The following is a 12,397-nucleotide window of genomic DNA, read 5'->3' as shown; positions in this document are numbered from 1 at the left end:
CGGGCTGATCCAGACATGATGTGGCGGAATGGCACATCGGCAAATCCGGCGCGGCTGATAAGCTTCGGCATGAAACTCAGCTTGGGACGGAAGGACGTCAGCAACGTGTTGCAAGCCATTTTCCCTGGAAAACCCGCCCCGCATCTGGACCCGATGCGGCATGCGCCAGTCAAGGCCATGGCCGTGGCATCGGGCCGCCCGCCTCATGGCATTGCAGACAAATGGGGGGCGGCCGTTCTTTCGTCCCGGCGCCACATGCCGGCCTTCGCCGCGACAACAGGCTTGCGCGATGCGATGGAAGGGTTCAAATTTCAGAGCGGGTCAATTTCTTGCAGGATCCTCTGATGACCGGCCCCAGTAAAAGACGGCTGGAAACAGCAAAGCGGATTCAGGCCGCTGCCATTCGTCTGGCCGATCGCGACGGCATGTCGAACGTGACGACCGAGGCGATTGCCCGCGAATCCGGCGTCAGTCCCCGGACCTTCTTCAACTATTACCCTTATAAAGAGGCCGCGATTTACGGACCTCCGAAGGACTACCCGCGCGAGGCATCGGATGCTTTCGTGGTGGCAAATGGTCGGCTGATCGACGATCTGTCGAAGTTGATGCAGGCGCATCTGTCGCGCTTCACCGATCAGCGTGATCAGGTCGCGGCGGTCATTCGCCTGGCCGCGACCGATGCCAAGCTTGCGGCCTTGCAACAGACCGCCCTGCTGGAACGGCATTCGGTGATGGAACAGATGCTGCGCCAGCGGTTGACCGATCATGATCCGCGATTTGCCCCGATCCTTGCTGCCGCCATCATCTCGGCCACGCGCCATGCCGTGCTGGACTGGGTCGAGGGGCGGACAGATGATCTGGTCGGCCAGGCCATCGAGAATATCGGCATGATCGAGGCGGCGGGCAATATTCTGATGCGCAAGGGCTGAAGCCAGGTCCTATCCAGCGATGGCACGAAAACCCATGCGACGAAGCTTCCTTTTCCTGATTGGCCTGGCGACCCTGATGCTGATGCCCTTTTCGGCCCCGGCGCAGACCGATGGTGAAACCGCCGCAAATGTGACGTTTTTCCGCATCGCGACCGGCGAGACGACGGCGACCTATTATGCCATCGGCAGCGAGATCGCCGCCGCGATCTCGAACCCGCCGGGTGGAACAGACTGCGGCGATGGCGGGGCTTGCGGCGTGCCGGGGCTGCTGGCTGCCGCGCTGGCGTCAGAGGGTTCGGTTCAGAACATCCGTGCGCTGCGCGATGGCAGGGTGGAATCGGGTCTTGCCCAGGCCGACATCGCCCATAGCGCCCAGACCGGCGGCCCCGGCTGGCATGGCGATGCGCAGGCGGGGCAACTGCGTGCGATCGCGGCGCTTTATCCCGAGGCGATCCATCTGGTCGCCCGCGCCGATTCCGGCATCACCTCGATCGCGGATCTGGCGGGAAAGCGGGTCTCGATCAATCAGCCCGGCTCGGGCACCCGGATCGACGCGCAGCTGGTCCTGCAAGCCGCGGGCCTGCCCGACAACCGCCTGATTCTCAGCGAATTGCCCGTGGATCAGGCCGCCAGGCAATTGCGCGAGGGCGGTCTGGATGCGCTGTTCATGGTCGGTGGCTGGCCGGTCGCGGGATTGACGGCACTGGCGGGCCAGACCGATATCACGCTGGTCCCGATCGAAGGGCCGCTGGCCGACCGTCTGCTGACGCAGCACCCGTTCTTTCGCCGCGAAACCTTGCCCGCAGGCACCTATCCGGGGCAGCACGGTGATGTGCAGACCCTTTCAGTTGCCGCGCTTTGGCTGACCACTGCCGATCAACCCGATCAGCTGATCCATGACATCACCCGCGTGTTGTGGAACGACTATACCCAGCAGCAACTGCTGGAAAGCCATCCGGCGGCCCATGCCATCGCCCGCGAGCGCGCGCTGCAAGGGCTAAGTGTGCCGCTGCATCCGGGGGCGGCGGCCTATTATCGCGGGGCCGGGCTGCTGAAGGGCGCCACACCGCCATGACCCGGACCATCCGGGTCACGAATACGACATTCGGTGCCTAGGGCTTCAACAGGCGGTCGTACAGACCAGCCAGAAAGATGCCGGCCTCGGCATAGGGGTCGTGGCCCTCGCCCAGAACGGCGCGCACCTGCACTTCGAAATCGGCATAATGCTGGGTCAGCGCCCAGATCGAAAAGATCAGGTGATGCGGATCGACCCTGGCCAGCTGGCCCGATTCGATCCAGCCTGCAAAAATGCTGGCGGCCCCATCCACCATCTCGCGCAATTGGCCGCCCAGAATTTCGGTCAGCAGGGGCGCGCCCTGTAGCACCTCATTGGCGAAAAGCCGGCTTTCGCGGGGATAGTCGCGCGACATTTGCAACTTCACCGCGACATAGCGCTGGACCTCGGCCAAAGGCTGCCCCTGCGGGTCGATCTGGCGCAATGGATCCAGCCACATGTCCAGCAACCCGGTCAGCAGGCTGCGATAGATATCGTCCTTGCTGGCGAAGTAATACAGCACATTGGGCTTGGACAGTCCGGCAGCCTCGGCGATCTGGTCGATGGTGGCGCCCCGGAAACCCTGTGCCGAAAAAACGGTCAGGGCAGCTTCCAGGATGACCGAGCGGTTCTTTTGCTGGATCCGGGTGGGGCGGGGTTGCTCATCTTCTTCGCTCATGGCGGGAATTCCCTTACAATCAGGGGGCCGGGTCCGCACGGGCCGGCATGGCGCTTGACTGGCCATGGCCCCGTGCTAGCCTGATCCTGACCTGTTGGTCAATATTTCGCGAGGAAGACCATGGCCCTGGACCGGAAACCTGCCCCCAATGATCTGCGCGCATTCTGGATGCCCTTCACCGCCAACCGGCAGTTCAAATCCGCACCCCGGATGCTGGTCGCGGCCAGGGACATGCACTACACCGCTGCCGACGGCCGGCAGGTGCTGGACGGAACCGCCGGGCTGTGGTGCTGCAATGCCGGCCATTGCCGCCCGCTGATCACCGAAGCCGTTCAGGCCCAGGTGGCGCAGATGGATTATGCCCCCGCCTTCCAGATGGGGCATCCGCTGGCTTTTGAACTGGCCAACCGGATCGTCGACATCGCGCCTGACGGGATCGAGCATGTCTTCTACTGCAATTCCGGCAGCGAGGCGGTTGATACCGCGCTGAAGATCGCGCTGGCCTATCACCGGGCGCGGGGCGACGGTGCCCGGACCCGGCTGATCGGGCGCGAGCGCGGCTATCACGGCGTAGGATTCGGCGGCATTTCGGTCGGCGGCATCGTCAACAACCGCCGCGTTTTTGGCAGCCTGCTGAACGGCGTGGATCACCTGCCCCACACGCATCTGCCGCAGAACGCCTTTACCCGTGGCCAGCCCGAACATGGCGCCAACCTGGCCGATGAGCTGGAGCGGATCGTCGCCCTGCACGGGGCTGATACCATCGCCGCCGTGATCGTCGAGCCGATGGCCGGCTCGACCGGGGTGTTGCTGCCGCCCAAGGGCTATCTGCAACGCCTGCGCGAGATCACCAGAAAGCACGGGATCCTGCTGATCTTTGACGAGGTGATCACGGGTTTTGGCCGCTTGGGCAGCCCTTTCGCCGCGCAGCATTTCGACGTGCTGCCCGACATGATCACCTGCGCCAAGGGCCTGACCAATGGCGTCATTCCCATGGGGGCCGTCCTGACCACGGCCCAGATCCATGATGCCTTCATGCAAGGCCCCGAGCATGTGATCGAGCTGTTCCACGGCTATACCTATTCCGGCAATCCGGTGGCATGCGCCGCCGGAATCGCAACACTGGACACCTATGCTCAGGAAGGTCTGCTGACCCGCGCGGCCCGGCTGGAACGGCACTGGCAAGAGGCGCTGCACGGGTTGCGCGACCTGCCCCATGTGATCGACATCCGCAATATGGGCCTGATCGGCGCGGTCGAGCTGCGCGGCATCGAGGGAGAGCCTGGCAAGCGCGCCTTTGATGTTTTTGTCCGCGCCTTCGAGGCCGGGATCATGATCCGCATCACCGGCGACACCATCGCCATGTCGCCGCCGCTGATCATTTCCGAAGCGCAGATAGACGAGCTGATCGGAACGCTTGCCAAGGTGCTGAAGGAAACCGCGTAGCGTCGCACTGCGCAGACAGGATACGCCAGGCCGACCCCGCATCAAGACGGGCGGCCAGCCAACAGGAGAACGGACATGACCGCCGCCGGCAATATGAAGATCAACCCTGACCGGCTGTGGGACAGCCTGATGGACATGGCCAAAATCGGCCCTGGCGTGGCCGGCGGCAATAACCGCCAGACCCTGACCGATGCCGATGCCGAGGGACGCCGCCTGTTCCAAGCCTGGTGCGAGGATGCCGGCATGACCATGGGTGTGGACCGCATGGGCAACATGTTCATGCGCCACGAGGGCGCCGATCCGACGCTGGACCCGGTTTATATCGGCAGCCATCTGGATACCCAGCCCACGGGCGGAAAATATGATGGCGTCCTGGGCGTGCTTGCCGGGCTGGAGGTCGTGCGATCCATTCGTGACATGGGGTTGCGCACGCGGCGTCCGATCGTTGTGGTGAACTGGACGAACGAGGAAGGCACCCGTTTTGCACCGGCGATGCTGGCAAGTGGCGTCTATGCCGGCATCCATGACGAGGATTACGCGAACAGTCGCGAAGATGCCGAGGGCAAGCGTTTCGGCGACGAGCTGGACCGCATCGGCTGGCGCGGAACCGAGAATGTGGGCGGCCGGCCGATGCATGCGATGTTCGAATATCACATCGAGCAGGGCCCGATTCTGGAGGCAGAAGGCCGCCAGATCGGCGTGGTCACGCATGGCCAGGGCCTGTGGTGGTTGCAGGTGACGCTGACCGGCAAGGATGCCCATACTGGCAGCACGCCAATGAACATGCGGGTGAATGCCGGGCTGGGCATGGCGCGCATCATCGAGGCCGTGCACCGCATCGCCATGGACCACCAGCCCGGCGCCGTGGGCGCTGTCGGTCAGGCCAATGTCTATCCCAATTCGCGCAACGTGATTCCGGGCAAGGCGGTCTTTGCCATCGACTTCCGCAGTCCCGATCTGGGCAAGCTGACCAGCATGCGCACGCGACTGGAGGCCGAAGCCCCGGTCATCGCGGCCGAGCTGGGCCTTGGCATCGAAATCGAGCCGGTCGGCCATTTCGACCCGGTGACCTTTGATCCGGCTTTGGTCGATGTGGTGCGGGGGGCGGCCGAGGAACTGGGTTATTCCCACCTGAACATCGTTTCGGGCGCGGGGCATGATGCCTGCTGGATCAACCGCGTGGCGCCCACGGTGATGATCATGTGCCCCTGCGTGGATGGGCTGAGCCATAACGAGGCCGAGGAGATTTCGCCCGAATGGGCCGCAGCGGGTGCCGATGTGCTGCTGCATTCGGTGCTGGAAGTGGCAGAGATCGTCCGCTGAGGCGGACGACGGGGGGGGGGGGGGGGGGGGGGGGGGGGGGGGGGGGGGGGGGGGGGGGGGGGGGGGCGGGGNNNNACGGCCGGGGGCGCTGCCCCCGGACCCCCGGGATATTTGGATCAAAGCGAGGACAGGACCGATGAGCACAGTCATCAAGAATGGAACCATCGTGACCGCCGATCTGACCTATAAGGCCGATGTGCTGATCGAGGGCGGCAAGATTGTGGCGATTGACGAGGGGCTGAGCGGCGACAAGGTGCTGGACGCGACCGGCTGTTATGTCATGCCGGGCGGGATCGACCCGCATACGCATCTGGAGATGCCCTTCATGGGCACCTATTCCGCCGATGATTTCGAAAGCGGCACCCGTGCGGCGCTGGCGGGCGGCACCACGATGGTGGTGGATTTCGCCCTGCCCTCGCCCGGGCAGGGCCTGCTGGACGCGTTACAGATGTGGGACAACAAGGTCGGGCGCGCGCATTGCGATTTTTCTTATCACATGGCGATCACCTGGTGGGGGCAGCAGGTGTTCGATGAGATGGAGGCGGTGGTCAAGCGTGGCATCACCAGCTTCAAGCATTTCATGGCCTATAAGGGCGCGCTGATGGTGAATGATGACGAATTGTTCGCATCGTTCCGCCGGGTGGGCGATCTGGGTGGGATCGCGCTGGTCCATGCCGAGAATGGCGATGTGGTGGCCGAACTGTCGGCGCGGCTGCTGGCCGAAGGAAATACCGGGCCAGAGGCACATGCCTATTCCCGCCCGGCGCAGGTCGAGGGCGAGGCCACCAACCGCGCCATCATGGTGGCCGATATGGCGGGCGTGCCGCTTTATGTCGTCCATACCAGTTGCGAGGACAGTCACGAGGCGATCAGGCGGGCAAGGGCGCAGGGCAAGCGCGTTTGGGGCGAGCCGCTGATCCAGCATCTGACGCTGGATGAAAGCGAGTATTTCAACAAGGACTGGGACCATGCCGCAAGGCGGGTCATGTCGCCGCCCTTCCGCAACAAGCTGCATCAGGACAGTCTGTGGGCCGGGCTGCAATCGGGGTCTCTGTCGGTGGTGGCGACGGATCATTGCGCCTTTACGACGGCGCAAAAGCGCACCGGGGTTGGCGATTTCACCAAGATCCCGAATGGCACCGGGGGCCTTGAGGACCGGATGCCGATGCTGTGGACGCATGGGGTGAATACCGGGCGGCTGACGCCGAATGAATTCGTCGCCGTCACCTCGACCAATATCGCCAAGATCTTGAACATGTATCCCAGGAAGGGTGCGGTTCTGGTGGGGGCGGATGCCGATCTGGTGGTCTGGGACCCTGAGGCGGCAAAGACGATCAGCGCGGGCAGCCAGCAATCCGCGATTGATTACAATGTGTTCGAAGGCCAAAATGTGAAGGGCCTGCCGCGTTTCACCCTAACGCGCGGTGTGGTGGCCGTGACCGAAGGCCGCGTGGACAGCCGCGAGGGTCATGGCGAGTTCGTGGCGCGCGAGCCGAGGGGAACGGTGAACCGTGCGTTGTCAGCCTGGAAGGAACTGACCGCGCCAAGGCCAGTGCAGCGCTCGGGCATTCCGGCGAGCGGGGTTTGACGGCGATGCCCAATTTCGGATGCGGCTGCGGCGGGAACATGAAGCTTCGTAAGATAGATGAAAAGGACGTCGGGCGACGGGTTACATCCGACAACAAGCGTCGGGCGCGACATGTCTGACAGCGTCATCACCGCCGACGGCATCGACCTGACCTTTCAGACCGCCGATGGCCCCGTCCATGCGCTGAAAGACGTGAACCTGACCATCAATCGCGGCGATTTCGTCAGTTTCATCGGGCCCTCGGGCTGCGGCAAGACCACCTTCCTGCGCACCATCGCGGCGCTTGAAACGCCAACCGGCGGTCGTCTGACCGTCAACGGAATGAGCGCGGATGAGGCGCGGCGCGCGCGGGCTTATGGTTATGTCTTTCAGGCGCCGGGGCTTTATCCGTGGCGAACGATTTCTGGGAATATATCATTACCGCTTGAGATCATGGGGTTTTCCAGATCTGAAAGGGCCGAGCGGATCGCCCGCGTGCTGGACCTGGTCGAACTTGGCGGATTTGGCGGGAAATACCCATGGCAGCTTTCGGGTGGGATGCAGCAACGGGCCAGCATCGCCCGCGCACTGGCCTTTGACGCCGATATCCTGCTGATGGACGAGCCCTTCGGCGCGCTGGATGAAATCGTGCGCGACCGGCTGAACGAGGCGTTGCTGGAACTGTGGAGGAAAACCAGAAAAACCATTGGTTTCGTGACACATTCCATACCAGAAGCGGTGTATCTGTCGAGCCGGATCGTGATCATGTCGCCGCGTCCCGGCCGGATAACCAAGGTGATCGAAAGCACCCTGCCGGCCGAACGCCCATTGGAGATTCGCGACAGCCCGGAATTCATCCGCATCGCCCATGAGGTGCGCGAAGGCCTGCGCGAAGGGCATAGTTATGACTAGCGTTTCACAGTGGGCCGACAGAAGGCGGGGGGCTATCGCATGACCCGTGCCCTGCCCGTCCTGACCGTCATCGCCGCCATCATTCTGGTCTGGTATGTCGCGGCGATCGGCATGAACGCCCCCTGGGCGCGTGATCAGGCGGCGCGGGCGGGCACCACGCTGACCACCGGGCAGTTGATCGCCGATACGCTGTCGCAGGATCGACCGGTTCTGCCCGCGCCGCATCAGGTGGCCGCGGGGCTGTGGGACGGGATCGCCGGGCAGAAGATCACCTCTAAGCGCAGCCTGGTCTATCATGCCTGGGTGACCCTTTCGGCCACCATGGCGGGCTTTGCCATCGGGTCGTTTGCCGGAATCCTGCTGGCGGTGGGCATCACCCATAGCCGGGTGATGGACCAGTCGGTCATGCCCTGGGCCGTGGCAAGCCAGACCGTGCCGATCCTGGCCATTGCGCCGATGGTCATCGTGGTGCTGGCCAGCATGGGCATCACCGGGTTGCTGCCCAAGGCAGTGATTTCCGCCTGGCTCAGTTTCTTTCCGGTCCTGGTCGGCATGGTCAGCGGGCTGCGCACGCCCGAGGCGATGCAACTGGACCTGATGCGCAGCTGGAATGCCTCGCGCGGGCAGACGTTCTGGCGGCTGCGCCTGCCCAGTTCGATGCCCTTTCTGTTTGCCAGCCTCAAGGTCGCCGTGGCGGCGGCGCTGGTGGGCACCATCGTGGGCGAGCTGCCAGCGGGCGCCACATCGGGACTGGGTGCGCGCCTGCTGTCGGGCAGCTATTACGGGCAAACCGTGCAGATCTGGTCGGCGCTGTTCATGGCGGCCTTTCTGGCGGCTACGCTGGTCATGCTTATCGGGTTGATCGAGCGGGTGGTGTTGCAACGCATGGGGCTGGCACGATGACTGCTTTGCCGATCATCGCCGTCTGGCTTGGTGCATTAAGCCTGAATATCTGGCTGGCGCGGTTCGACACGCGGCTGACGCGCCTGCTTGTGGCCATGGTTTTCGGGGTCACGGTGCTGATCCTGTGGGAAATGACCGTACGGATCTATGCGGTGCCCTCGGTGATCCTGCCTCCACCCAGCAGCATCGGCGCCAGCTTTGCCGCGAATACCGGCATCCTGTGGGGCGATTTCGTGCAGACCATCCTGAAGGGCGCGCTGAGCGGCTGGCTGATGGGGGCGTTGGCCGCCATAGCCACGGCCATTGCCATCGACCGCAGCCCGTTCCTGCAACGCGGCCTGCTGCCCATCGGCAATTTCGTTGCCGCCCTGCCCATCGTCGGGATAGCGCCGATCCTGGTCATGTGGTTCGGCTTTGACTGGCAGTCAAAGGCGGCCGTGGTCGTGGTCATGGTGTTCTTTCCGATCCTGGTGAACATGGTCGCCGGGCTGGCCAGCACCGATGCGCTGCAACGCGATCAGATGGCCACATGGAGCGCGGGATACTGGCAATCGCTGCTGAAGATGCGTCTGCCGGCCGCCATGCCTTTTCTGTTCAACGGGCTGAAGATCACCACCACGCTGGCCCTGATCGGGGCCATCGTTGCCGAGTTTTTTGGCAGTCCGACGCGGGGCATGGGGTTTCGGATCTCGACCGCCGTGGGGCAACTGGATCTGCCACTGGTCTGGGCCGAAATTCTTGTGGCCGCAATCGCGGGATCGCTGTTCTATGGAATCGTCGTGCTGACCGAGAAACGGGTGACCTTCTGGCACCCCTCGCAGCGCCGATAAGCCGGGAAACCGGTCTTCAACAGGAGAGGAAGCAATGAAGAAACTGATGATCGGTGCCGCCACCTTCGCCCTGATGGCCGGTGCGGCCCATGCCGCGGATGAGCTGACCTTGCAGCTGAAATGGGTCACCCAGGCCCAGTTCGCCGGCTATTATGTAGCCAAGGACAAGGGTTTCTATGAGGAAGAGAACCTTGACGTGACGATCAAGCCGGGTGGACCGGACATTGCCCCCACGCAGGTGCTGGCCGGTGGCGGTGCAGACGTCACCGTCGAATGGATGCCGGCGGCGCTGGCGGCGCGCGAAAAGGGGCTGCCGCTGGTCAATATCGCCCAGCCCTTCAAAAGCTCTGGCATGATGCTGACCTGCCTGAAGGAAAGCGGCATCACCGACCCCAAGGCAGACTTTCCGGGCAAGACCCTTGGCGTGTGGTTCTTTGGCAATGAATACCCGTTCCTCAGCTGGATGAGCCATCTGGGCATCCCCACCGAGGGCGGCCCGGATGGCGTCACCGTGCTGAAACAGGGTTTCAACGTCGATCCGCTGTTGCAGAAACAGGCCGCCTGTATCTCGACCATGACCTATAATGAATATGGTCAGGTGCTGGATGCCGGCATTGCCGAGGCCGATCTGGTGACCTTCAAATACGAGGATCAAGCCGTCGCCACGCTGGAAGACGGCCTGTATACCTTGCAGGAAAATCTGGATGATCCGGCAATGGTCGACAAGCTGACGCGCTTCGTTCGGGCCAGCATGAAGGGCTGGAAATATGCCGAGGAGAACCCCGAAGAAGCGGCCGAGATCGTGCTGGAAAACGATGAGACCGGCGCCCAGACCATCGAGCACCAGACCCGGATGATGACCGAAGTGGCCAAGCTGACCGCCGGTTCCAACGGCGCGCTGGACGAGGCTGACTATCAGCGCACGGTCGATACGCTGCTGGCTGGCGGCTCGGATCCGGTGATTTCCAAGGCACCCGAGGGCGCATGGACGCATGCGATCTCGGATCAGGCGCTGCAATAGGCGGCGCCCAAGCGGGGGCGTACGCCGCCCCCGCACCCCCTGCGGGATATTTCGGCACGGCTGACAAGGCCTGTCCCGACGGGATTTCCGGACAAGACAGGCCTGCCCTGCCCGGCGAGATATGTTCGCGCCGTATTCCGGCAACGGCAGCCTTTTGCCGATCATCAGACATTCGACGTCCTGATCAGTAACGGATCGCATTCCGTTAACCAATTTTTAACACCGTCCTGTTTAGTTCGTTCTGGTTTTGTCGCCCGGCCCGCCATGGCCTGGCGCAGCGGTAGTGATTCCTCGTTTGATCTTCCTGGGCAGCTTGGACAAGGACACATCGAATGCCTGCATATCATGGAACGAACGGCGACGATTACATCGACGCCCTGACCTATCTTCCGGGTCTGAACCAATACGATCAGTCACATGTTTTCGGCTTTGGCGGCAGTGACTGGCTGGACCTGAATTTTGTTGATGAGCCGTTCGACTTTTCGCACGGGCACCATGCCCGTGGCGATACGGATGGCGTCAGCAATCGCAGTGTGGATACATTCAACTTCAAAAATGTCGACAATATCGCAGATGATCACATCATCGTCGGCCGGATCGAGGATTACGATCATTCACGGGACAGGATCATGGTTGATGGGGTTGCGATTGACCTGTTCAACCTGCCGTCAAACATGCGCATCGTCGCCTTCAACGGTGCCCATAACGATCCGGGCAATGATCCCCAGCAATGGCTGCTGATCGAAACGGCGACGGGTGGCTTCATCTTTTATGCGATGGAGGGCGCGCGCATCGACATGACCTGGGATGGCGGCGCAAATGCCGGCATCCAGGAGGCGCATTTTCTGGAAGAATGGCAGGTGCCGGATTTCTCGCGGCTTCAGACGGTCACGTTTATCGACCAGCAGAACTATATCCCGACGGGCTTTACCCCGGATGGCGGAGTTGCGCTGACCGATGACGACACCGACCCGAACGATGTGATAGCCGTGTTCAGGGGAACCGCCGCCGGCGATCTGATGGCTGCGGGGTTGAACAATGACGTCGTCGAAGCCGGTGCCGGCAACGACCGTGTCTGGGGCGGCAGCGGGCATGACCACATCACCGGCGATGATGGCCATGACACGCTGACCGGTGGCACCGGGAACGATACCTTGCGGGGGGCCATCGGGCAGGATCTGCTGGAAGGGGGCGACGGCGACGACCGGCTGGATGGCTGGGGCGGCCATGACACGTTGCAGGGCGATGCCGGTGCCGACTATCTGGATGGTGGCAATCACGACGACCTGTTGCTGGGCGGTGATGGCAATGACTATCTGGACGGCGGGGACGGCAATGACGAATTGGATGGCGGCCATGGCAATGACCGTCTGCTGACCGGTGCCGGCCAGAATATCGCCAATGGCGGGACCGGGAACGACACCATTCTGGGCGGGGACGACAACGATCTGCTGATCGGTTTGCGCGGTAATGACCAACTCAGCGCCGGTGCCGGCAACGACACCATCGACGGCGGTCTGGACGCGGATACGATCTCGGGTGGCGCCGGGTTCGACCGTATCGACGGCGGGTCTGGCAATGATGTTCTAGGTCATGTTGACAAATGACGGAGCCAGAGGCGGATCGACGTGATGTCAATGAAGCCGAGAAAGCTTTCCGCCGTCTTGTCGTAGCGGGTCGCGACACGCCTGGCGTTCTTGAGCTTGTTGAAGCAGCGTTCGACCAGATTGCGC

General features: G+C 62.9%; 13 protein-coding genes. 11 read left to right on the top strand and 2 right to left on the bottom strand.

Going from position 1 to position 12,397, the window contains the following annotated elements:
• Positions 1-15: 15 nt before the first annotated feature.
• The 3 genes from FNJ84_RS22015 to FNJ84_RS12800 are packed head-to-tail and all read left to right on the top strand — an operon-like array spanning position 16 to position 2,004.
• The gene (locus FNJ84_RS22015; protein WP_185968519.1) at positions 16-345 is read left to right on the top strand and encodes a hypothetical protein; all 330 of its coding nucleotides are present in this window, start codon (positions 16-18) and stop codon (positions 343-345) included.
• Positions 345-929, top strand: a complete 585-nt coding sequence (locus FNJ84_RS12805) for a TetR/AcrR family transcriptional regulator (RefSeq protein WP_185968518.1) — start codon at positions 345-347, stop codon at positions 927-929. Before FNJ84_RS22015 ends, FNJ84_RS12805 begins: the two co-directional genes overlap by 1 nt.
• 34 nt (positions 930-963) lie before the next feature.
• Positions 964-2,004, top strand: coding sequence for a TAXI family TRAP transporter solute-binding subunit (locus FNJ84_RS12800; RefSeq protein WP_143793538.1), 1,041 nt, complete (start codon positions 964-966; stop codon positions 2,002-2,004).
• 37 nt (positions 2,005-2,041) lie between these two features.
• Here FNJ84_RS12800 and FNJ84_RS12795 read toward each other — a convergent pair whose 3' ends face one another.
• A complete protein-coding gene (locus FNJ84_RS12795; protein ID WP_143793537.1) occupies positions 2,042-2,662 on the bottom strand; it encodes a TetR family transcriptional regulator C-terminal domain-containing protein in 621 nt (206 codons plus the stop codon).
• A gap of 120 nt (positions 2,663-2,782) precedes the next feature.
• On the opposite strand from FNJ84_RS12795, the gene FNJ84_RS12790 reads away from it, so the two are divergent.
• The 8 genes from FNJ84_RS12790 (at position 2,783) to FNJ84_RS12750 (ending at position 12,271) form a co-directional block, all read left to right on the top strand.
• Positions 2,783-4,108: an aspartate aminotransferase family protein gene (locus FNJ84_RS12790; protein ID WP_143793536.1), complete on the top strand. Its 1,326-nt coding sequence runs from the start codon at positions 2,783-2,785 to the stop codon at positions 4,106-4,108.
• A 75-nt stretch (positions 4,109-4,183) separates the two neighbouring features.
• Positions 4,184-5,431: a Zn-dependent hydrolase gene (locus FNJ84_RS12785; protein ID WP_143793535.1), complete on the top strand. Its 1,248-nt coding sequence runs from the start codon at positions 4,184-4,186 to the stop codon at positions 5,429-5,431.
• A gap of 136 nt (positions 5,432-5,567) precedes the next feature.
• Positions 5,568-7,019: a dihydropyrimidinase gene (gene hydA, locus FNJ84_RS12775; RefSeq protein WP_143793534.1), complete on the top strand. Its 1,452-nt coding sequence runs from the start codon at positions 5,568-5,570 to the stop codon at positions 7,017-7,019.
• 111 nt (positions 7,020-7,130) lie between these two features.
• Entirely contained in the window at positions 7,131-7,910 is a 780-nt protein-coding gene (locus tag FNJ84_RS12770; RefSeq protein WP_143793533.1) for an ABC transporter ATP-binding protein, read from the top strand.
• Positions 7,911-7,949: 39 nt separating this feature from the next.
• The gene (locus tag FNJ84_RS12765; protein ID WP_143793532.1) at positions 7,950-8,813 is read left to right on the top strand and encodes an ABC transporter permease; all 864 of its coding nucleotides are present in this window, start codon (positions 7,950-7,952) and stop codon (positions 8,811-8,813) included.
• Entirely contained in the window at positions 8,810-9,643 is an 834-nt protein-coding gene (locus FNJ84_RS12760; protein ID WP_143793531.1) for an ABC transporter permease, read from the top strand. Before FNJ84_RS12765 ends, FNJ84_RS12760 begins: the two co-directional genes overlap by 4 nt.
• Positions 9,644-9,677: 34 nt before the next feature.
• A complete protein-coding gene (locus FNJ84_RS12755) occupies positions 9,678-10,664 on the top strand; it encodes an ABC transporter substrate-binding protein (RefSeq protein WP_143793530.1) in 987 nt (328 codons plus the stop codon).
• A gap of 332 nt (positions 10,665-10,996) precedes the next feature.
• A complete protein-coding gene (locus tag FNJ84_RS12750) occupies positions 10,997-12,271 on the top strand; it encodes a calcium-binding protein (RefSeq protein ID WP_143793529.1) in 1,275 nt (424 codons plus the stop codon).
• Here FNJ84_RS12750 and FNJ84_RS12745 read toward each other — a convergent pair.
• Positions 12,256-12,397 (bottom strand): transposase (locus tag FNJ84_RS12745; protein ID WP_143793528.1); only part of this gene is annotated, 142 nt, incomplete at its 5' end. The two genes, FNJ84_RS12750 and FNJ84_RS12745, sit on opposite strands and share 16 nt — an antisense overlap.

It is taken from the genome of Paracoccus sp. M683, from assembly GCF_007096355.1.
Lineage (GTDB): Bacteria > Pseudomonadota > Alphaproteobacteria > Rhodobacterales > Rhodobacteraceae > Paracoccus.
This window is presented reverse-complemented; position numbering and strand designations above follow the sequence as displayed.

What these genes read in the sequence shown, in the direction of transcription:
- FNJ84_RS22015 (WP_185968519.1), top strand. Translation starts at nt 16, where the DNA reads ATGATGTGGCGGAATGGCACATCGGCAAATCCGGCGCGGCTGATAAGC.
- FNJ84_RS12805 (WP_185968518.1), top strand. Translation starts at nt 345, where the DNA reads ATGACCGGCCCCAGTAAAAGACGGCTGGAAACAGCAAAGCGGATTCAG.
- FNJ84_RS12800 (WP_143793538.1), top strand. Translation starts at nt 964, where the DNA reads ATGCGACGAAGCTTCCTTTTCCTGATTGGCCTGGCGACCCTGATGCTG.
- FNJ84_RS12795 (WP_143793537.1), bottom strand. Translation starts at nt 2,662, where the DNA reads ATGAGCGAAGAAGATGAGCAACCCCGCCCCACCCGGATCCAGCAAAAG.
- FNJ84_RS12790 (WP_143793536.1), top strand. Translation starts at nt 2,783, where the DNA reads ATGGCCCTGGACCGGAAACCTGCCCCCAATGATCTGCGCGCATTCTGG.
- FNJ84_RS12785 (WP_143793535.1), top strand. Translation starts at nt 4,184, where the DNA reads ATGACCGCCGCCGGCAATATGAAGATCAACCCTGACCGGCTGTGGGAC.
- hydA (WP_143793534.1), top strand. Translation starts at nt 5,568, where the DNA reads ATGAGCACAGTCATCAAGAATGGAACCATCGTGACCGCCGATCTGACC.
- FNJ84_RS12770 (WP_143793533.1), top strand. Translation starts at nt 7,131, where the DNA reads ATGTCTGACAGCGTCATCACCGCCGACGGCATCGACCTGACCTTTCAG.
- FNJ84_RS12765 (WP_143793532.1), top strand. Translation starts at nt 7,950, where the DNA reads ATGACCCGTGCCCTGCCCGTCCTGACCGTCATCGCCGCCATCATTCTG.
- FNJ84_RS12760 (WP_143793531.1), top strand. Translation starts at nt 8,810, where the DNA reads ATGACTGCTTTGCCGATCATCGCCGTCTGGCTTGGTGCATTAAGCCTG.
- FNJ84_RS12755 (WP_143793530.1), top strand. Translation starts at nt 9,678, where the DNA reads ATGAAGAAACTGATGATCGGTGCCGCCACCTTCGCCCTGATGGCCGGT.
- FNJ84_RS12750 (WP_143793529.1), top strand. Translation starts at nt 10,997, where the DNA reads ATGCCTGCATATCATGGAACGAACGGCGACGATTACATCGACGCCCTG.